The sequence below is a fragment of the Nocardia sp. NPDC051981 genome (genome assembly GCF_040680715.1).
In the GTDB taxonomy this organism is placed as follows: Bacteria; Actinomycetota; Actinomycetes; order Mycobacteriales; family Mycobacteriaceae; genus Nocardia.
In genome coordinates this window covers 163,707-183,895 of sequence record NZ_JBFAXK010000003.1, presented here as the reverse complement: position 1 = coordinate 183,895, position 20,189 = coordinate 163,707, and the positions used below count along the sequence as shown (strand labels likewise).

19 protein-coding genes and 2 tRNA genes are annotated in these 20,189 nt (G+C 67.3%); 13 read left to right on the top strand and 8 right to left on the bottom strand.

Annotation, left to right across the window (positions count from 1 at the left end):
• The first annotated feature begins 525 nt into the window (after positions 1–525).
• The 7 genes from dnaN to AB0L60_RS07880 all read left to right on the top strand — a co-directional run bounded on the left by dnaN (position 526) and on the right by AB0L60_RS07880 (position 10,076).
• The gene (gene dnaN / locus AB0L60_RS07910) at positions 526–1,695 is read left to right on the top strand and encodes a DNA polymerase III subunit beta (RefSeq protein ID WP_364609019.1); all 1,170 of its coding nucleotides are present in this window, start codon (positions 526–528) and stop codon (positions 1,693–1,695) included.
• 161 nt (positions 1,696–1,856) lie between these two features.
• Positions 1,857–3,041, top strand: a complete 1,185-nt coding sequence (gene recF / locus AB0L60_RS07905) for a DNA replication/repair protein RecF (protein ID WP_364609016.1) — start codon at positions 1,857–1,859, stop codon at positions 3,039–3,041.
• A 112-nt stretch (positions 3,042–3,153) separates the two neighbouring features.
• Positions 3,154–3,762 (top strand): DUF721 family protein, encoded by a 609-nt coding sequence (locus AB0L60_RS07900; RefSeq protein ID WP_364609013.1) that lies wholly within the window; start codon positions 3,154–3,156, stop codon positions 3,760–3,762.
• A 423-nt stretch (positions 3,763–4,185) separates the two neighbouring features.
• The gene (gene gyrB / locus AB0L60_RS07895; RefSeq protein WP_364609010.1) at positions 4,186–6,219 is read left to right on the top strand and encodes a DNA topoisomerase (ATP-hydrolyzing) subunit B; all 2,034 of its coding nucleotides are present in this window, start codon (positions 4,186–4,188) and stop codon (positions 6,217–6,219) included.
• A 124-nt stretch (positions 6,220–6,343) separates the two neighbouring features.
• Positions 6,344–8,857, top strand: a complete 2,514-nt coding sequence (gyrA, locus tag AB0L60_RS07890; RefSeq protein ID WP_364609007.1) for a DNA gyrase subunit A — start codon at positions 6,344–6,346, stop codon at positions 8,855–8,857.
• A gap of 45 nt (positions 8,858–8,902) precedes the next feature.
• Positions 8,903–9,865 carry a DUF3566 domain-containing protein gene (locus tag AB0L60_RS07885; RefSeq protein WP_364609004.1) on the top strand — a complete coding sequence of 321 codons (963 nt, stop codon included), beginning with the start codon at positions 8,903–8,905 and terminating at the stop codon, positions 9,863–9,865.
• 137 nt (positions 9,866–10,002) lie between these two features.
• A tRNA-Ile gene (locus tag AB0L60_RS07880) sits at positions 10,003–10,076 on the top strand.
• Positions 10,077–10,215: 139 nt separating this feature from the next.
• On the opposite strand, the gene AB0L60_RS07875 is transcribed toward AB0L60_RS07880, so the two are convergent.
• From AB0L60_RS07875 to AB0L60_RS07865, 3 genes are all read right to left on the bottom strand, one after another.
• Positions 10,216–10,288: transfer RNA gene (locus AB0L60_RS07875), tRNA-Ala, on the bottom strand.
• A gap of 50 nt (positions 10,289–10,338) precedes the next feature.
• Positions 10,339–10,935 (bottom strand): MarR family winged helix-turn-helix transcriptional regulator, encoded by a 597-nt coding sequence (locus tag AB0L60_RS07870; protein WP_364609001.1) that lies wholly within the window; start codon positions 10,933–10,935, stop codon positions 10,339–10,341.
• Entirely contained in the window at positions 10,929–11,519 is a 591-nt protein-coding gene (locus tag AB0L60_RS07865) for a protoglobin domain-containing protein (RefSeq protein WP_364608998.1), read from the bottom strand. Before AB0L60_RS07865 ends, AB0L60_RS07870 begins: the two co-directional genes overlap by 7 nt.
• Positions 11,520–11,580: 61 nt before the next feature.
• Between AB0L60_RS07865 and AB0L60_RS07860 the strand changes: the two genes are divergently transcribed.
• The 4 genes from AB0L60_RS07860 (at position 11,581) to AB0L60_RS07845 (ending at position 15,310) form a co-directional block, all read left to right on the top strand.
• Complete coding sequence (locus AB0L60_RS07860) at positions 11,581–11,688, top strand: DLW-39 family protein (protein ID WP_354848972.1); 108 nt, start codon at positions 11,581–11,583, stop codon at positions 11,686–11,688.
• 303 nt (positions 11,689–11,991) lie between these two features.
• Positions 11,992–13,017, top strand: a complete 1,026-nt coding sequence (locus AB0L60_RS07855) for an adenylate/guanylate cyclase domain-containing protein (RefSeq protein ID WP_364608994.1) — start codon at positions 11,992–11,994, stop codon at positions 13,015–13,017.
• Between the two features lie 458 nt (positions 13,018–13,475).
• Positions 13,476–14,471 carry an ATP-binding cassette domain-containing protein gene (locus tag AB0L60_RS07850; protein ID WP_364608991.1) on the top strand — a complete coding sequence of 332 codons (996 nt, stop codon included), beginning with the start codon at positions 13,476–13,478 and terminating at the stop codon, positions 14,469–14,471.
• Positions 14,468–15,310 (top strand): ABC transporter permease, encoded by an 843-nt coding sequence (locus AB0L60_RS07845; RefSeq protein ID WP_364608988.1) that lies wholly within the window; start codon positions 14,468–14,470, stop codon positions 15,308–15,310. The genes AB0L60_RS07850 and AB0L60_RS07845 overlap by 4 nt, the downstream gene beginning before the upstream one ends.
• Before the next feature lie 24 nt (positions 15,311–15,334).
• Here AB0L60_RS07845 and AB0L60_RS07840 read toward each other — a convergent pair whose 3' ends face one another.
• Genes AB0L60_RS07840 through AB0L60_RS07830 form a run of 3 tightly spaced genes read right to left on the bottom strand, consistent with a single transcriptional unit; the run spans position 15,335 to position 17,696 of the window.
• Positions 15,335–15,517, bottom strand: a complete 183-nt coding sequence (locus tag AB0L60_RS07840; RefSeq protein WP_354847382.1) for a hypothetical protein — start codon at positions 15,515–15,517, stop codon at positions 15,335–15,337.
• Positions 15,518–15,572: 55 nt separating this feature from the next.
• Complete coding sequence (gene glmS, locus AB0L60_RS07835; RefSeq protein WP_364608984.1) at positions 15,573–17,411, bottom strand: glutamine--fructose-6-phosphate transaminase (isomerizing); 1,839 nt, start codon at positions 17,409–17,411, stop codon at positions 15,573–15,575.
• 15 nt (positions 17,412–17,426) lie between these two features.
• Complete coding sequence (locus tag AB0L60_RS07830) at positions 17,427–17,696, bottom strand: hypothetical protein (protein WP_364608981.1); 270 nt, start codon at positions 17,694–17,696, stop codon at positions 17,427–17,429.
• Positions 17,697–17,829: 133 nt separating this feature from the next.
• On the opposite strand from AB0L60_RS07830, the gene AB0L60_RS07825 reads away from it, so the two are divergent.
• On the top strand, positions 17,830–18,369 hold the full coding sequence (locus tag AB0L60_RS07825) for a peptidylprolyl isomerase (protein WP_364609714.1): 540 nt from the start codon (positions 17,830–17,832) through the stop codon (positions 18,367–18,369).
• 36 nt (positions 18,370–18,405) lie between these two features.
• Positions 18,406–19,272, top strand: a complete 867-nt coding sequence (locus AB0L60_RS07820; protein ID WP_364608978.1) for a rhomboid family intramembrane serine protease — start codon at positions 18,406–18,408, stop codon at positions 19,270–19,272.
• Here AB0L60_RS07820 and AB0L60_RS07815 read toward each other — a convergent pair.
• The gene (locus AB0L60_RS07815; protein ID WP_364608975.1) at positions 19,269–19,712 is read right to left on the bottom strand and encodes a PH domain-containing protein; all 444 of its coding nucleotides are present in this window, start codon (positions 19,710–19,712) and stop codon (positions 19,269–19,271) included. The two genes, AB0L60_RS07820 and AB0L60_RS07815, sit on opposite strands and share 4 nt — an antisense overlap.
• Positions 19,713–19,798: 86 nt before the next feature.
• Entirely contained in the window at positions 19,799–20,065 is a 267-nt protein-coding gene (crgA, locus tag AB0L60_RS07810; protein ID WP_040862582.1) for a cell division protein CrgA, read from the bottom strand.
• Positions 20,066–20,189: the final 124 nt, after the last annotated feature.

The window sequence follows — 20,189 nt, the reverse complement described above, 5'->3', positions numbered from 1 at the left end:
AGTTGTCCCCGGTTTCGCTCAGATGTGCGCAGCATGGCCCGAAACGTGGGACCAACTCGAGGATGGCTCGAGGAGAGATGTGGAGTAGCAGGTGGACTCCACAGCCACGCGTTGTTCATCCTCGAGCCACCCCGACGACATCCACACGCCGCCGGACGCTCCGACCTGGGTGAATGGCCGAAGTCCACAGAACTAACAGGACCTACTACTACTTCAGTTCTTCTTCTAGAAAAGGTTCTTCTAAAACAGGGTGTGTGGAATCTCGGGTTGGGAAGACACGGTTCGATGGGCAGCCCCTCCGCACCCGATCGGGCAGCAAGGAGAAGGACGGGCAAGGGATCGGTGCCGAAGGGGTTCAGGGGCAACGCCTGTGGGAGCCCACCAGAGTTCCGGTGGTGAGCCGGAGGGTCGGCGTAGGCACGTCGGTCTCGCGCAGGTACGGTTTGGTGTCGGCCCCGTGTGCGAGACTGCCGATTACTGATCCGAAGATCCGAACGACCGACAGTGGAGAGGACAGACCGGGCGATGGAGCTTGCAAGCATGAAGTTTCGGGTCGCCCGCGAGGACTTCGCCGAATCCGTAGCCTGGGTGGCCCGCAGCCTGCCGTCGCGGCCTCCGGTGCCTGTGCTCGGTGGCGTGCTTCTCGTGGCTGACGAGGACGGCCTGACGGTCTCCGGTTTCGATTACGAGGTCTCCGCGCAGATGCGGGTGGCCGCGGAGGTCGCCGGTCCGGGTCAGGTGCTGGTGTCGGGCCGCCTGCTGGCCGATATCACCAAGGCGCTCTCCAACAAGCCGGTGGACGTGTCGGTGGACGGCACCCGTGTGCTGATCGCCTGTGGCAGCGCCAAGTTCTCCCTGCCGACCATGCCGGTCGAGGACTATCCCCAGCTTCCCGAGCTGCCGCCGCAGACCGGTGAACTCGCCGTGGACCTGTTCTCCGAAGCGGTCTCCCAGGTGGCCGTGGCCGCCGGCCGCGACGACACCCTCCCCATGCTCACCGGTATCCGCGTCGAGATCGAGGGCCCCAAGGTGGTCCTGGCCGCGACCGACCGCTTCCGTCTCGCCGTGCGCGAGCTGGAATGGCAGCCAGGTCGTGCCGATGTGGAGACCGCGGTGCTGATCCCGGCCCGCACCCTGTCCGAGTCCGCGAAGACCCTCGGTGCGTCCGATCAGCCGGTGCAGCTGGCGTTCGGTACCGGCACCGACGGCCTGCTGGGCATCGTGAACGGCGGCCGCCGCACCACCACGCGCCTGCTCGACGCGGAATTCCCCAAGTTCCGGCAGTTGCTCCCCAAGGAGCACACCTCCATCGCCACCCTCGCGGTGAACGCGCTGACCGAGGCCATCAAGCGTGTGGCCCTGGTGGCCGAGCGCGGCGCCCAGGTGCGGCTGGAGTTCTCCGAGGAGGGCCTGCTGCTCTCCGCCGGTGGCGACGACGCCGGCCGCGCCGAGGAGTGGCTGGAGGCCGAGTTCCGCGGTGAGCCGCTGACCATCGCCTTCAACCCCGGCTACCTGCTCGACGGCCTCTCCGCCGCGCATTCGGACCGGGTGACCTTCGGTTTCACCACTCCCAGCCGCCCGGCCGTGTTCCTGCCGACGCCGGAGGAGGAGCCCGCCCAGCTGGAGTCGGGCGCGTTCTCGGCCCTCAGCGGCAACTACATCTACTTGCTGATGCCGGTGCGGTTGCCGGGCTGAGCCTGTTCGGCAACCATCGACTCGGCGCGGACGACCACCTGTGCACAGTGTTGACAAACCTGTGAAAAACTCGGCGCGCGTGGCGGATTCGCCGCGCGTGTTCGAGTATCCCCAGCCGGGGCCGGTACTGGACCCGATCGCGGGCATGGTGGACTAGCCGGATGCACGTGCGTGCGCTGTCACTGCGCGATTTCCGGTCCTGGGAGGCCGCCGAACTCGAGCTTTCGCCCGGTGGAACGGTTTTCCTGGGCGCCAATGGGAACGGCAAGACCAACCTGGTCGAGGCCATCGGCTATCTGTCCACACTCGGCTCACACCGGGTGGCGGCCGACGCTCCGCTCATCCGGATCGGCGCGCAGAAGGCCCGGATCGGTGCGACGGTGGTCAATACCGGCCGCGAGCTCCGGGTGGATATCGAGCTGAATCAGGGCACGGCCAATCGCGCCCAGATCAATCGCTCACCGGTGCGGCGGCCGCGGGAGATCCTGGGGATTCTGCAGACCGTGCTGTTCGCGCCGGAGGATCTGTCGCTGGTGCGCGGTGATCCGGGGGAGCGGCGGCGCTTCCTGGACGAGCTGGCCACCGCGCGACTGCCGCGGCTGGCCGGGGTGCGCGCGGATTATGACAAGGTGCTGCGGCAGCGGTCGGCGCTGTTGAAAACGGCTGGGCGCAATGCCCGTTCGGGTGCGCGTGGCGCGGAGATGAGCACCCTCGATGTGTGGGACGGCCATCTGGCGGCGCACGGGGCGGTGCTGCTGGCGCAGCGGCTGCGCCTGGTGCACGACCTTTATCCACATCTTGCACAGGCTTATTCAGATATCGCGCCCGAATCCCGGCCCGCCGCAATCGGTTACCGCAGCGCGAGCCTGCCGCCGGAATTCCTGGATCCCGCCCGTGCGCCACAGGCACAGGACGAGGAGGCGTTGGAGGCGATCCTGCTGCGGGAGCTGGCCGCGGCGCGTCCCAAGGAGCTGGAGCGCGGGGTGTGCCTGGTCGGCCCGCACCGTGACGATCTGGATCTGACGCTGGGTTCCGCGCCCGCCAAGGGCTTCGCGAGTCACGGTGAATCCTGGTCCTTCGCCCTGGCCTTGCGGCTCGGGGCCTTCCAGCTGCTGCGTTCCGCCGGAACCGATCCGGTGCTGATCCTCGACGATGTGTTCGCCGAACTGGATCGCCGGCGCCGCACCGCGCTGGCCGCGGTCGCCACCGGCGCCGAGCAGGTGCTGATCACCGCCGCGGTACCCGAGGATGTGCCGCCGGAGCTGGATGCCGCGCCGGTGCGGGTGGAGACGACGGGCGAGGCCGATCACCGGGCGTCCCGGATCGCCGAGTCGGCGTCCATGTGACCTTGCGGTGGAATCGTGCGTCGTGCCGGTGAGTCCGTCGGTGCGATACGGCAGAATCACGTGACGAACCGCTGATGATCATCGGGATTCCCAGGTGTGGAAGGAGTTGTGGATGGCCGAGCCGACCGAAGGCAACGACCACACCCCGCTCGGGGCGAATCCTGGTGCGCCCGGTCGATCCAGCGATGGGACCGGTCCAGAACCGGAGTTGCGCGGCGTCGACCTGGCTCGGCGCGCCCTCGAAGAAGCACGTGCGGCGGCGCGTGCGGCCGGTAAGTCGGTGGGGCAGGGCCGAGCCTCGCCGCGCAAGGGCGGCGTTCGTGCCCTGCGGCGGCGCAGCGGCTGGTCGGGTGCGCATCCGGACGAGCGCGATCCGCAGACCCTCTCCGCGCTGGCCATGCAGCTGGCCAAGGGCCGCGGCTGGTCGGCCAAGGTCGCCGAGGGCACGGTTTTCGGCCGCTGGACCAGCGTGGTGGGAGAGGACATCGCGTCCCACGCCCAGCCCATCTCGCTGGAGAACGGCGTGCTGAGCATTCAGGCCGAGTCCACGGCCTGGGCGACCCAGTTGCGCATGTTCCAATCCCAGATCCTCGCCAAGATCGCGGCCGCGGTCGGCAACGGCGTCGTCAAACAGCTCCGGATCAACGGCCCGACCGCACCGAGTTGGCGCAAGGGCGAGCGGCACATCAAGGGCCGGGGTCCGCGCGACACCTACGGGTAGACCGCGAATTCCCGCTCCGCGGCGTTTGTTTCACGTGGAACGAGAAGGGATCGTCACGCGCGGCGTCCGGAGATCACGGAGAACCCTCGCGCAAACGGCTCCGGGCCCGTGCTCACATCGCCCGCTGAGGCTTCCGGAACCCCCCGCACCCATAACCGGTCATGTCGCTGGTCGATTTCATGACCCTACGGCCCACTCAGGGGTGTCATAGGTGGGTTCTCTGTCGGTCGTACCAGTAGGATGGGGGAGTAACTAGCGGCGATACCTCCCGGCGCGTTCCGCAGCGCCCGCGCGTGAGCCCCCGTAATTCTCGAGCAGACAGCGTCTGGGTACTCGAGCAGACAGCGTCTGAGGGCTCCACGCGTGCCATGCACTGTGCCGGGAGGATCAGCAAGTAAGGAGAGCTACCCACCAGTGGCTGCCATGGACTCCAACGCAGAAGGCTCGACCAAGCAGGGTAATCAGTCGTACAGCGCGACCTCGATCACGGTGCTCGAGGGGCTGGAGGCGGTACGCAAGCGCCCCGGTATGTACATCGGCTCCACCGGTGAGCGCGGCCTGCACCATCTGATCTGGGAGGTCGTCGACAACTCGGTCGATGAGGCGATGGCCGGGTATGCGACGCGTGTCGATGTCACCCTGCTGGCCGACGGCGGTGTCGAGGTCGTCGACGACGGTCGTGGTATCCCCACCGATATGCATGCGCAGGGTGTGCCGACCATCGAGGTGGTCATGACCCAGCTGCACGCCGGCGGCAAGTTCGACGGCGAGTCCTATGCGGTGTCGGGTGGCCTGCACGGTGTCGGCATCTCCGTGGTGAACGCGCTGTCCACCCGCCTCGAGGCCGAGGTGAACTACGGCGGGTACCACTGGACCCAGGAGTACAAGGACGCCAAGCCCGGCAAGCTGATCCAGGGCGAGTCGACCAAGAAGACCGGCACCACCATCCGGTTCTTCCCGGACCCGGACATCTTCGAGACCACGACCTTCAGCTTCGAGACGGTCGCCCGCCGCCTGCAGGAGATGGCGTTCCTCAACAAGGGCCTCACCATCACGCTGACCGATCAGCGGATCCACGAGGGCGACATCACCGACGAGGTGGTGAGCGAAACCGCCGAGGCGCCCAAGCATCTCGACGAGAACGCGCCCGCCGCCGAGCCGAAGACGAAGACCCGCACCTATCACTACCCGGGCGGTCTCGAGGACTACGTCCGCCACATCAACCGGACCAAGACGCCGATCCACAACTCGATCGTCGGCTTCACCGGCAAGGGCACCGGCCACGAGGTCGAGGTCGCGATGCAGTGGAACTCGGGCTACTCCGAGTCCGTCCACACCTTCGCCAACACCATCAACACCCACGAGGGCGGCACCCACGAGGAGGGCTTCCGCGCGGCGCTCACCACGGTGGTGAACAAGTACGCGAAGGACAAGAAGCTTCTCAAGGAGAAGGAAGGCAACCTCACCGGTGACGACATCCGTGAGGGTCTCGCCGCCATCGTGAGCGTGAAGATCGCCGACCCGCAGTTCGAGGGCCAGACCAAGACCAAGCTCGGCAATACCGAGGTGAAGTCCTTCGTCCAGCGCACCTGCAACGAGCACATCTCGCACTGGTTCGAGGCGAACCCGGCCGATGCGAAGACGATTGTGCAGAAGGCGGTTTCGTCGGCGCAGGCGCGGGTCGCGGCCCGTAAGGCGCGGGAGCTGGTGCGCCGCAAGTCGGCCACCGATATCGGCGGGCTGCCGGGCAAGCTGGCCGACTGCCGCTCGAAGGATCCGAGCAAGTCCGAGATCTACATCGTGGAGGGCGACTCCGCCGGTGGTTCGGCCAAGTCCGGCCGCGATTCGATGTACCAGGCGATCCTGCCGCTGCGCGGCAAGATCATCAATGTGGAGAAGGCGCGCATCGACCGCGTGCTGAAGAACACCGAGGTGCAGTCGATCATCACGGCGTTCGGCACCGGTATCCACGACGAGTTCGACATCAACAAGCTGCGCTATCACAAGATCGTGCTGATGGCCGACGCCGATGTGGACGGCCAGCACATCTCGACGCTGCTGCTCACCCTGCTGTTCCGCTTCATGCGCCCGCTGGTCGAACACGGTCACGTGTTTCTGGCCATGCCGCCGCTGTACAAGCTGAAGTGGCAGCGGTCCGAGCCGGAGTTCGCCTACTCGGACAAGGAGCGCGACGGTCTGCTGGAACGCGGCCTGGCGGCGGGCAAGAAGATCAACAAGGACGACGGCATCCAGCGCTACAAGGGTCTCGGTGAGATGAACCCGAAGGAGCTGTGGGAGACGACGATGGACCCGAGCGTCCGGGTCCTGCGTCTCGTCACCCTGGACGACGCCGCGGCCGCCGACGAGCTGTTCTCCATCCTCATGGGTGAGGACGTCGAAGCTCGGCGCAGCTTCATCACCCGCAACGCCAAGGACGTTCGCTTCCTCGATGTGTGATCGGGCCACCCCGGAACTCGGAGAAGGGGGCTGAGCCGCCGGACCCCCATTCGGGGGCCGGCCCTCCGAACCCCCGTCGCGCGCTGCCCGCACACACCAAAAGACTTCCTACGGAGACCAATTCATGACTGAGACTTCGCTTCCGCCCTCGGGTGGCGACCGCATCGAGCCGGTCGATATCCAGCAGGAGATGCAGAACTCCTACATCGACTACGCCATGAGCGTGATCGTGGGCCGCGCGCTGCCGGAGGTGCGCGACGGCCTCAAGCCGGTGCACCGCCGGATCCTGTACGCGATGTACGACAACGGGTACCGGCCCGACCGCGGCTATGTGAAGTCCGCGCGCCCGGTCGCCGACACCATGGGTAACTACCACCCGCACGGTGACACCGCGATCTACGACACCCTGGTGCGCATGGCGCAACCGTGGGCGCTGCGTTACCCGCTGGTCGACGGCCAGGGCAACTTCGGTTCCCGCGGCAACGACGGCGCGGCCGCCATGCGTTACACGGAGTGCCGCCTGACGCCGCTGGCCATGGAGATGCTGCGCGAGATCGACCACGAGACGGTCGATTTCATCCCGAACTACGACGGTAAGACGCAGGAGCCGACCGTTCTGCCGAGCCGGGTGCCCGCCCTGCTCATGAACGGCTCCAACGGCATCGCCGTCGGCATGGCGACGAACATCCCGCCGCACAACCTGAACGAGCTGGCCGAGGCCATCTACTGGGCGCTGGACAACCACGACGCCGATGAGGAGGCCACCCTCGCGGCGTGCATCGAGCGCGTGAAGGGCCCGGACTTCCCGACCGCCGGCCTGATAGTGGGCACCCAGGGCATCATCGACGCCTACACCACCGGGCGCGGTTCGGTCCGCATGCGCGGTGTGGTGGAGATCGAGGAGGACAACCGGGGTCGCACCACGATCGTCATCACCGAGCTGCCGTACCAGGTCAATACCGACAACTTCATCAACGCCATCGCCGAGCAGGTGAAGGACGGCAAGATCGCGGGTGTCTCCGATATCCACGACGAGTCCTCGGACCGTGTCGGGCTGCGCATCGTCATCACGGTGAAGCGCGACGCCATCGCCAAGGTGGTGCTGAACAACCTCTACAAGCACACCCAGTTGCAGACCTCCTTCGGCTGCAACATGCTCTCGATCGTCGACAAGGTGCCGCGCACGCTGCGCCTGGATCAGATGATCCGGCTGTATGTGAACCACCAGTTGGAAGTGATCGTCCGGCGCACCAGGTACCTGCTGCGCAAGGCCGAGGAACGCGCGCACATTCTGCGCGGTCTGGTGAAGGCGCTCGACCAGCTGGACGCCGTGATCGCGTTGATCCGCCGCTCGGCCGACACCGAGACCGCGCGCACCGGCCTGATGCAGTTGCTGGAGATCGACGAGATCCAGGCGACCGCCATCCTCGATATGCAGTTGCGCCGCCTGTCGGCCCTGGAGCGTCAGAAGATCCTCGACGAGTTGGCCAAGATCGAGGCCGAGATCGCGGACCTCAACGACATCCTGGCCAAGCCGGAGCGCCAGCGCGCCATCGTCCGTGACGAATTGGCCGAGATCGTCGACAAGTACGGCGACGACCGCCGCACCAAGATCATCGCGGCCGACGGCGATGTGCAGGACGAGGATCTGATCGCCCGCGAGGACGTGGTTGTGACGATCACCGAGACCGGCTACGCCAAGCGCACCAAGACCGACCTCTACCGTTCGCAGAAGCGCGGCGGCAAGGGCGTGCAGGGCGCGGGTCTCAAGCAGGACGACATCGTCAAGCACTTCTTCGTCACCTCCACCCACGACTGGCTGCTGTTCTTCACCAACAAGGGCCGGGTGTACCGGGCCAAGGCGTACGAGCTGCCCGAGGCCAACCGCACCGCGCGCGGCCAGCACGTGGCGAACCTGCTCGCCTTCCAGCCGGACGAGAAGATCGCCCAGGTCATTCAGATCAAGTCCTATGAGGACGCGCCCTATCTGGTGCTGGCCACCCGCAAGGGTCTGGTCAAGAAGTCCAAGCTGACCGACTTCGATTCCAACCGGACCGGCGGCATCGTGGCGGTGAATCTGCGCGATGAGGACGAATTGGTCGGTGCGGCACTGTGTTCGGCGGATGACGATCTGCTGCTGGTGTCGGCGCACGGTCAGTCCATCCGCTTCGCCGCCAATGACGAGGTGCTGCGCCCGATGGGCCGGGCCACCTCCGGCGTGCAGGGCATGAGGTTCAACGCCGACGATGAACTGTTGTCGCTCAACGTGGTTCGCGATGAGGAGGGTATCTATCTGCTTGTCGCGACGGCGGGTGGGTACTCCAAGCGCACGGCCATCGAGGAGTACACGGCGCAGGGTCGCGGCGGCAAGGGCGTGCTGACGATTCAGTACGACGAGAAGCGTGGCAATCTGGTCGGTGCGCTCATCGTCAATGATGACGATGAGCTGTACGCGATCACCTCCGGTGGCGGTGTCATTCGCACCGCGGCCAAACAGGTTCGCAAGGCCGGTCGCCAAACCAAGGGTGTGCGGTTGATGAACCTGGGCGAGGGCGATATTTTGCTCGCGATCGCCCGGAACGCGGATGAGCCCGACCAGGTTGCCGAAGATGACACCAGCGGTTCGGCGAAGCAGTAGTTTCACCACAGCAGCGGCGGCACAAACGGATCGAAGGATTCACCATTGACCACGAATCAGCCGAATGACCAGCGCGGTCATGCCAATGGCGTGACCGAGAGAATCGCCCCGTCCCCGATTCCGCCGCGGCCTATTCCGCGGACCGGCGGGAACGACGGCGGTGCGCCGCAATCACCCGAATTGTCGGACCAGTCCGGCGATTTCGGGCCGGAAGGTAACAATTCGGCAGAGGCCGCGGCACCGGAGGCCGCGGGCACCCAGGGCGGTTCGCCCTTCCAGGAAGGCTGGTCGCAGCTGCCGCAGCGGGAGCCGCAGTCCAACCTGTACCGCCCGGGCCAGGTCCCGACGCCGGGCAGCACCGCCAGCCTCAAGGGCGGCGGTCTGCAGGGCGGCGGCCTCAACGCCGGCGTCTCCAATGCCCGCACGACCACCGACCTGGCGGCCAAGGCGGCTCGCAAGGAGGCGGCCATGGTGAAGTCCGTCGGCATCGACGGACCGACCCGCAGCATCTCCCGCCCTGAACTGGTCAAGGACCTGCCGGATCTGTCCGAGTTGCGGCACCCGTTGCCGCCGCCGGAGCCGATCGCGCCGGCCGGTCCGGTCTCGCCGTCCGCCCCCGCGGCGGTGGCCCAGGCCGCGGCCACCGGTGAGCCGCTGCGCGCCACCGTGCAGTTGCGCCACATCGACCCGTGGTCCACGCTGAAGGTCTCGCTGGTGATCAGCGTGGCCATGTTCTTCGTGTGGATGCTGGCGGTCGGCCTGCTGTACCTGGTGCTGGAGGGCATGGGCGTCTGGGAACGCGTGAACTCCACCCTGGGCGACTTCGCCGACAGCTCCAACTCCAGCTCCTCGCTCATCGACGCGGGCACGGTCTTCGGCTACGCGGGCGTCATCGGCCTCATCAATGTGGTGCTGCTGACGGCGCTGTCCACCGTGGGCGTGTTCGTCTACAACCAGTGCACCGATCTGGTCGGCGGCATCCAGGTCACCCTGGCCGATCCCGACTAGAAATCGCTGTTTCGATCCGCCGCTACGGCCGGTCCGTCCTGCCCTGTGCAGGGCGCTGACCGGCCGTTTTGGTTATCGGCGCTTCGGTACGGTAATCTTCTGCCTCGTTCGAGTCACACACTTCGAACACCCATCGAGGGCCTATAGCTCAGGCGGTTAGAGCGCTTCGCTGATAACGAAGAGGTCGGAGGTTCAAGTCCTCCTAGGCCCACTCGAAAGATCGAAAAAGCCTCCCGGGAACCCCGGGAGGCTTTTTTCATTTCACGATCAGGCCACTGCCGCATTCGGATACGGTGCGTACGGAATACGAAAAAGCCGCAGGCTGCGAGGCAACCTGCGGCTTTCGTTTGTGGAGCCTAGGGGAATCGAACCCCTAACCCCTGCCTTGCAAAGGCAGTGCTCTGCCAATTGAGCTAAGGCCCCGGACCTGCACGAAGGTACATGTCGGAGTTGGCCCAGGTCAAACCTCGTGCTCAGTCGCCTGCCGGTTGATGCTCGGGGCAGTTGACGCGGAGATCACGCGGGGGGAGCGGCTGCTGGAGCAGGTCGCAGCGGGGCGTGCCCGCATCGCCCGGGCGGTAGAAGCGGCAGGTGGTGCAGGTGCGGGCCACCTGCACCACCCCGGCCCGGAGCAGCCCGGCTATCAGGTCGAGCAGGGTGCGCAGGGTCTGATCCTGTTGTGCGCCGGGCAGATCCGCGACGCAGGCGCGCAACACGTCGTCCGCGGCGCGGATCTCGGCGGCCAGTTCGGCGCCGTCGGAGGTGAGGACGATGGCGCTGCGCCGGCGGTCGCCCGGGGCCGGCTGCCGGGCCACGTGACCCTTGCGTTCCAGCGCCAGCAGCGAATCCGACACCGTGGGCTGGCTGACCCCGAGTTCGGCGGCCAGCAGCCCGGTGAGGGGTTCGGGCGGCGGGCCGTCGGCGAGGGTGCGCAGTAGTTCGAGTTGCAGGGGCGTCAGGCCGGTGCGGGAGGCGATGGCCTGACGGTGGGCGCGGACGCCGCGGGCGATCCGGTCCAGTGCCGCGACCACCTTGTCCGCGACCTCGTTGTCGTCTCCCGCATTCACCACAGGTCAGGACTGTACGGCCTGGCCCACAGCACCGCCGACAGGGTGATCGCCTTGAACCAGGCGTGATACATGACATCGACCTCGGCGGCGGGTGCGCCGGTCGCGCCCAGGAAGCCGCGGACCGTAACGGTGATCGGCACGATGAGCGCGAGCAGATGCCGCAGCGGGATGTGGGTGGCGGGCGAGTCGACCCCATCGGTGCGGTTCTTGCCGGAGGTGTGGTGGCGGCGCGCGATCTCCTCTTGATAGGCCAGCCAGTTCGCGTCGTACTCGCGGGTGCACACATCGGCGATCCACTGCCCGAACCGGGCCCGTACGGCGGCCAGGTAGGCCGGATCGGGTTGCCCGTCGGCGCCGGCGAAGGCGGCGACCAGATGGCTGTTCGCGCCGACGAATCCGTACCAGACATCGAGGATTCGATCGGTCTGCGGCACCAGGATTTCCCCGGCGCGCCGCAGGGCCGCGGCATCCTCGGCGCTCCACAGCAGCGAGCGCTGGAGTTCGGCGAGCTCGTCCGGCGAAATCGGGGAGGGCGTGAGATTCGGGCTGTCGTAGGTGTATCCGGCGGGGGCTGAGATCGTCATGCCAGGAAACATAGGAGTCCTATGTTTGTTCGTCAAGACTCCGCCACGTAGGGTGGGAGACATGAAATTCGTCCTCACCCTCGTTGTGATCGCCGCCGTTGTCTTCGGAATCAGCAAGTTGCGTCAGCGCAATGACGCCGACCTCTGGCACGAGGTCACCACCCGCTGAAAACCGCTGACAGTGTGCCGATTTCGTCAATCTGATGACGAAATCGGCACACTGTTCGCTGGATTCCCCACGCAGGCCATCGAAAGACGCACCCGCGCAGGCGATCTGGCGGCGGCTGCCCGCGCAGCGCACGCCGGCCACCGTCGGACAGGATCTGCACAGTGGTGGTCCTGCCCGCGCCGTTCGGTCCGAGCAGCCGCGGTTTCACGCGGTGGCGGGGCGGTCGAACCGATCGGGAAGATCGGGGCTGTGACACGGAACAACCCGGGGTTTTCCGATCGATTCACGCCGTAAGGTCGAAGTATGGCTCCCACTGAGATCTCCGAACTGGTGCAGTCCGTGGTGGAGCCCTATCTGCTCAGCGGGCCGCGCAGGTACAACCGGCACCAGGTGTCGGACCTGACCGGGCTGCCCAACAGCGTCACCCGGCGGCTGTGGGTGGCGCTCGGTTTCCCGGCCGACCCGGACGACGAGGCCGTGGAGTACGGCGACTCCGATGTCGAGGCCGCCCGGACCTTCGCCAAACTGCACGTGCTGGCCTCCGCGGACGTACACCGGCAGACCACCGCGGCGCGCACGCTGGGCCGGTCCATGGCCCGGCTGGCCGAGTGGCAGGTCGATCTGGTGACCGAGGAGATCCTGGATCGCCTCGCCACCATCACCCGCGAGCGGCCGGACATCGATCCCACGGAGGCCGCGCGCATCGCCACCGACGAGGTGGTCACCGAGTTCGAGACATTGCAGCGCTATGCCTTCCGCCGGCACCTGGACGCCGCGCTGGCGCGGTCGCTGAACGGGGGAGCGGTGGCCGGGGACACGCTGCGCGAACTGGCCGTCGGATTTGCCGACATGGTCGGTTACACCCGCCTGACCCGTCACCTGGAGGCCGATGAGCTGTCGGCGCTACTGGAGGCCTTCGAGACGGCCACCAGCAATGCGATCGTGGCCAATGGCGGCTGGGTGATCAAGAACGTCGGTGACGAAGTCATGTTCGCGGCGAACACCGCCGCTGAGGGCGCGCGCATCGCGCTGGCCGTGCAGGAGGCCGCCATCGCCTCGCACGGCGTCACCCAGGAACTGCGAGTGGGGCTGGCCTACGGCGAGGTCCTGCAACGCTTCGGCGACCTCTACGGCTCGGTGGTGAACACCGCCGCGCGGCTCACCGGTGTGGCCCGGCCGGGCACGGTGCTGGTCGACGACGGCGCGGCGGCGGCGATCGAGGCCGACCCGGAATTCATGCTGCGGCATCTGGCCACGGTGCGGGTGAAGGGCATCAACCGGTTGTACGGGCATGTGCTGCGCCGCAATGAGATTCGGCCGTTGGTCTGAGAGATTCGGCGGTTGGTCCGAGCGATTCCGCTGCCGGACGGTGATTCCGCCGCCGGGCGAACCTACTCCGGGAATAGGGGCGGGCCTCGGCGAAGGGGGGGAGTTAGCCGAGGCCCGCGTAAGGTCGGCCCGGGGGGGAGGGGCCGACGGGAACGATCCTACGCGACGAATTCGGATTGTGTGGCTATCGGGGGCCCGCGTTCCAAGTTTTTTTCGCGGTAAAGTGTCGTACCCGGGTGCGACCATGGCGGCGTGACCGAAATGCGCCCTTCGCCGAAATCGATTCGAGTAGTTCACTACTCGCGATCGTGGCCGGTGTGTGGGCGGATCATCGAATCGGTCGCATCCCGTACCGGCAACCCCGAGCACCGCCGGACCCCCAACGGGATGCGGCCTCTTTGGTGTAATGGCAGTTGAGAGTCGTTGCGGTAGTCCCACCATGAGACACCAGGAGAGTCATGCCCGACGCGATAGTCGCCGAGGGTCTGGTCAAGAGGTACGGCCATCTGGTCGCCCTCGACGGCCTGGACCTGTCCGTTCCCGAAGGCACCGTGACCGCCTTGCTCGGCCCCAACGGCGCGGGCAAGACCACCACCGTGCGCGTGCTCACCACCCTGCTGATCCCCGACGGGGGCCACGCCACCGTCGCCGGGGTGGACGTGCTGAAGGATCCGCAGCTGCTGCGCTCCCGTATCGGCACCTCCGGGCAGTACGCGGCCGTCGACGAATATCTCACCGGCTTCGAGAATCTGGAGATGGTCGGGCGGCTGTACCACATGGGGGTGCAGCGCAGTAAGGAGCGCGCCCGCGAGCTGCTGGACCGCTTCCGGCTCGCCGACGCGGCCGACCGGCCGGTGAAGGGTTACTCCGGCGGCATGCGGCGCCGGCTCGACCTGGCCGGCGCGCTGGTGGCGAATCCGCCGGTGCTGTTCCTGGACGAACCCACCACGGGCCTGGATCCCCGTGCGCGCCTTGATCTCTGGGATGTCATCGAGGAGCTGGTGGCGGGCGGCACCACGCTGCTGCTGACCACCCAGCACCTGGAGGAGGCCGACCGGCTGGCCGATTCCATCGCCGTCATCGACCACGGCCGGGTCATCGCCAAGGGCACCTCCGATGAACTCAAGGCCATGGTGGGCGGCGACCGCATCGAGCTCGTCGTCGACCACGCCGACAATCTGGCCATCGCACAGCAGGCGCTGGAAGGCTTGGCGCACGGCGAGATTCGCCTCGAACCCGGCCTGCGACGCATCATCGTGCCGGTCGAGGACGGCTCGCAGGCCCTGGTGGACGCCATCGGGCAACTCACGAAACATGAAGTGCGCATTCATGATGTGGGTCTGCGCCGACCCTCGCTCGATGATGTGTTCCTGTCCCTGACCGGGCACGAGGCCGAGGAGCTGGTCAACGGAAATCGTTCCGCCGACGAGAACCTGGGGGGCGGTGCCCGATGAGCGCCATCCTGGCCGTCGCCGAGAAGCCCTCGCTCGCACAGCGAATCGCCATGATCGTCAGCGACAGCCTGACCATCACCAAGCGTAATGTCATCAAGATTCGGCGCGTGCCGGACGTGCTGGTCTTCTCGACCTTGGCGCCGATCATGTTCGTGCTGCTGTTCGCCTACGTCTTCGGCTCGGCGATCACCGTGCAGGGCACCTCCTACCGGGAATTCCTGATCGCCGGCATCTTCGCCCAGACCGTGGTGTTCGGGGCCACCTATACCGGTCTGAGCCTGGCCGAGGACATGCAGAAGGGCATCATCGACCGCTTCCGCTCGCTGCCCATGGCGCCGTCCGCGGTGCTGATCGGCCGCACCGTGGCGGACATGGTGATGAATGTGGTCAGCCTGATCGTCATGTCGCTGACCGGCCTGGTGGTGGGATGGCGGATCCGCGGCTCCCTCCTCGACGCCGTGTTCGCGTATGTCCTGCTGCTGTCGTTCGCCTACGCGATGTCGTGGATCCTGGCCACGATCGGCCTGATCGTGCGGGCGCCGGAGGTGTACAACAATGCCAACTTCATGGTGATCTTCCCGCTCACCTTCATTGCCAACACCTTCGTGCCCACCGCCAACCTGCCCACGGTGCTTCGTGTTGTGGCGGAGTGGAATCCGGTGTCGGCGGTGACGCAGGCGACCCGCAACCTGTTCGGCAATACCAGCCCGATGGGGCCGAGCGCGGATGTCTGGCCCATGCGGCACCCGGTCGCGACCACCCTGATGTGGATCGTGGTGATTCTCGCGATCTTCGTGCCGCTGGCGCTGAATCAGTACAAGCGGGCGGTGAGCCGCTGACCCGTCGCCGATGCCGCCGACCGGTCAGTGGGTCGGCGTCAGGTCCGGAGTCGGCGCCGAGCCGTTGCGCGAGTAGCCCAGGCGCGGCGGCTCCGCGGCCGGCGCCTGCGGCTGCGGGCGCTTGCTCACGAAGAACGCGATGACGCCGCCCGCAATCGCGACGAGGGCGGCCACAATGACCTTGTTACGAACGCTCCCCAGCTCCATCCGACCATGCTGGCACAGCAATGGAATTCGTGCACGAACGGGGGAGCGAACGCGGTTACTCGACGGTAACGCTCTTGGCCAGATTGCGGGGCTTGTCCACGTCCCGGCCGAGCGCCATGGCCGTGTGATAGGCCAGCAGCTGCAGTGGGATGGTCAGGATGATCGCGTCCAGCTCCGGGCACACCGCCGGGACCCGGATCACCGCGTCCGCCAGGCCATCCGGCAGATCGGTATTGGTGACCGCGATGACCGGCCCGCCGCGCGCCTTGATCTGTTCGATGGTGGTGATGTTCTTGGCCAGCAGCTCGTCGCCGGGGACCAGCACGATGCTCGGCATCTCCGGGTCGATCAGCGCCAGCGGGCCGTGCTTGAGCTCGGAGCCCTGGTACGCCTCGGCGTGAATGTAGGAGATCTCCTTGAGCTTCTGCGCGCCCTCGCGCGCCACCGGCCAGGCGCGCACCCGGCCGATGAAGAACATGCTGCGCGCCTTGGCGAATCGAGACGCGATATCGGCGATCTCCTCGTCGGCGGCCAGCACCGCGTCGATCGCGTCGGGCAGCGCGCGCAGTCCGCTGACGATGCGCTCACCGCCGGCCGCGGACAGATCCCGCACCCGGCCCAGCAGCAACGCCAGCATGGCGAACGACACCGTCATATTGGTGAGTGCCTTGGTGGAGGCCACCGACACCTCCGGGCCCGCGTGCAGGAACACGCCCGCCCCGCACTCCCGGGCGATGGCGCTGCCGACCACGTTCACCGCGCCGATCACCCGGCCGCCCTTGCGCTGCAATTCCTGAACGGCCGCAAGGGTATCCAGGGTCTCGCCGGACTGGCTGATGGCCACGTACAGGGCGTCCGGATCCACCACCGGATTGCGGTAGCGGAACTCCGAGGCGGGCTCGGCGGTGGCCGGAATCCGGGCCAGCTCCTCGACCAGCTGCGCGCCCAGCTGGCCCGCGTAGTAGGCCGAGCCGCAGCCCAGGAACACCACCTTGCTGATGCCGCGCAGCGCGCGCGCGTCCATATTGAGGCCACCCAGGTGGGCGGTGGCGAATCGTTCGTCCAGGCGGCCGCGGAGCGCCCGGCGCACGGCGTCGGGCTGTTCGGCCATTTCCTTGCGCATGAAGTCCGGGTACCCGCCCAGCGCGTAGTCCTCGGCCGCCATGTCGATGGTGGTGGGGATCTTGTCGGTGCGGCGCGCCTCGAGACCGAGTGTGCTGGTGCGGAATTCGCCCGCGCGCACGGTGGCCAGCTCGCCGTCGTCGAGGAACACCACGCGCTGGGTGTGGTGCACCAGGGCGGCCACATCGGAGGCCACGAACATCTCGCCGTCGCCGACGCCGAGCACGATGGGGGAGCCGTTGCGGGCCACCACCAGCTCGTCGGGCCGGCGGGCGTCGAGCACCAGCAGGCCGTAGGTGCCCTCGACCCGGTGTAGCGCGGTGCGGACCGCGTCCTCGAGCGTCTCGGCCCCGTCCAGGGCGGCGGCCACCAGGTGCGCGATGGCCTCGGTATCGGTGTCGGAGACGAATTCCACCCCGTCGGCGGTCAGCGCGGCGCGCAGTTCCTCGGCGTTCTCCACAATGCCGTTGTGCACGACCGCGATCCGGCCGGAGCCGTCGGTGTGCGGGTGCGCGTTCGCGTCGGAGGGCTCGCCGTGGGTGGCCCAGCGGGTGTGCGCGATGCCCACATTGCCGCGCAGCCGGGCGCCCTCGGCGTCGGTCCGGTCGCGCAGATCCTGGACCCGGCCCTGGGTCTTGGTGACCCGCAGCCGGCCGCGGTGCGGCACGGCCAGTCCCGCGGAGTCGTAGCCCCGGTACTCGAGCCGGTGCAGGCCCTCCAGCAGGACCGGGACGGCCTCACGGTGCCCGATGTAACCGACGATTCCACACATTGCGCGACGGACTCCTCACCCGTAGACGATGCGACGCAGTTGTCGTTCGGTGAAGGCGGGGGCGGCCACCGGGCGCTGCGCGAGCTCCGCCGCCAGGCGCTGCCAGATCTCGGCATTGCGGACCTGACGGCCCTGCAATTCGGCATGTCTGCGGCGCACGAACTGCTCGGCGGTCTCGTCGAAGTATCCGACGACGTCGGCGACCACGCGGGCCGCGACGGCGGGCGGCAGGCCGGTGGAGGCCGCTACATGGCGCACCAGATCGACCGGAACCCCGTCATTCACCCGACAGAACTTGCCATGCCGCGGCCCTTTCCGCCACTTTTGTGCCCGGATTCGGGCAGGGAATCACATGTCCAGGTCATTCTCCGAGTAAAAATTGTGCCGCTTCCGGGCGGGTTCCGGCCCTGCGCCTAGGCTGGCGGGCGTGACCTCACCGAATCAGACCGCCGTGGCGACGCTGCACACCAGCCACGGTGACATCAAGATCTCGCTCTTCGGTAACCACGCTCCCGCCACGGTCCGCAACTTCCTCGGCCTGGCCGACGGTTCCGCGCGGTACACCACGAAGAACGCCTCCGGCACCGACTCCGGACCGTTCTACGACGGCGCGATCTTCCACCGCGTGATCGACGGATTCGTGATTCAGGGCGGCGACCCCACCGGCACCGGCCGCGGCGGTCCAGGCTACGAGTTCAAGGACGAATTCCACCCGGAACTGCGGTTCACCCGCGGCTATCTGCTGGCCATGGCCAATGCCGGGCCGGGCACCAACGGCTCCCAGTTCTTCATCACCCTGGGCCCGCAGCCGGGCCTGAATCGTAAGCACACCATCTTCGGTGAGGTCCTCGACCCCGAATCCCGCAAGGTGGTCGACGCCATCGCCGGCCTGCCGACCGATGACGACGACCGTCCCAGGGACGGCGACGTCGTGATCAACAGCATCACCATCTCCTGACCCGGCCGAATCAGGCCAGAGCCGAAGAGAATTCACATGCAACCCCAGCCGCCCGCGCCGACCTGCTACCGCCACCCCGACCGGCCCACCGGTCTGGCCTGCACCCGGTGCGGGCGCTCGGCCTGTCCCGAATGCCTCACCCCGGCCGCGGTCGGACAGCACTGCGTGGAGTGTGTCCGGCAGGGCCGCAACGATGTCCGGCCGGTCCGCAATACCGCCGGGACAGCGGTGTCGCGGATACCCAACCCGTACGTCACCTACTCGCTGATCACGATCAATGTGATCGTCTACGCGGTCACCGCGCTCCAGGCCCACAGCCTGATGGACAACCAGCGGTCGCGGCTGTTCTACGACTGGGTGCTGGTGCCCGCCTTCGTCGGCGACGGCGGCTGGGTGCGGGTGCTGGGTTCGGGCTTCCTGCACTACGGGCCGATTCACCTGCTGGCCAATATGTTCGCGCTCTACGTGCTCGGCCCGTACTGCGAGGTGGCGCTGGGCCGTGGGCGATTCGTGGCCGTCTACCTGGCCTCGCTGCTCGGCGGTTCGGCGGCGGTGACCGCGCTGTCGGATCCGCTCACCGCCTCGGCGGGCGCGTCGGGAGCGATCTTCGGCATCTTCGGCGCGGTGGCCGTGATCATGCTGCGCACCCGGCAGAACCTCACCCAGATCGCGGTGCTGCTGGTGATCAACCTGATCATCACCTTCTCGGTGCCCGGCATCTCGATCTGGGCGCACCTGGGCGGACTGCTGGCGGGCACGGTCGCCACCACCGGCATCCTCTACCTGCCGCGCTGGCTGGGGATTCGGGAGACCCGCACGGCGCTGAACATCGGCTGGGCGGCGGTGGCGGGGGTGGCGCTGCTCGCGGTGCTGGCGACGGTGCTGGCCGCGCCGAGCCTCTAGCGCGCCAGGTGAATACGCAGCACCTCGAGGACATCCTCGGGGTGCGTGCCCAGATCCCAGCGGCCCAGGATCAGCAGCTTCTCCTCGCCGTGGTGATCCACATCCAGCTCGAGCATGGGCATCCGCCGGCCGAGGCGCCGGTAGTACACCACGCGGGCGCGCAGGATCTGCTGGGGCGTGTAGCGCTGCGACCCGGTCAGGCCGCGCACCACGATATGCACAGGGTCACCGGGCTCGATCGCCAGGCGCGGGCGCTGCCGCAACCCCATGCCGGTGAGGAAGAGCAGTCCCAGCGCGGCGACTCCGATGAGCAGGCGGCCGGGCGCATCGTTCGTCACGAAGGCGGCCACGACCAGCGCGATGCCGCCGACGCCGCAGGCAGCGAGCGCGGCCGGGGGTGTGGACCAGGCGAGAGGCGAGGAGGGATCGGGGGCTGTCACTGTCCCCACTCCCTCCTCGAGTTGTCCACAGGCTCATCCACAGGTGTGTATGAATAACAATGGTGTAAGCCACACATGTGCTGGACTCAGCGCCAGCGCATGGTCATGATCAGGCCGACGACCATCAGGCCGAACCCGATCAGGAAGTTCCACGCGCCCAGGTCGCTCATCCAGCCGATGTGCTCGTTCGCCAGGTAGTAGACGAGCAGCCAGGCCAGGCCGGCCAGCATGAAGCCCAGCATGATGGCGACGTACCAGACCGGCGACGGACCCGCCGATTTCACGCGTACGGGCGTGCGGCTGGCCGGGTTGATCGTGTAGTCGGTCTTCTTCCGGACCTTTGACTTAGGCATGACGTCCTCGTATTCGGCGTTCTGTCTGCATAGACATTATCCCGGCAACCCTGTGGAAAGTGTCGTTGGGGAGTGCCCGGTCGATTGTGGCGACACGGTTCGGCGGTATTGCGTGCGACGGCGC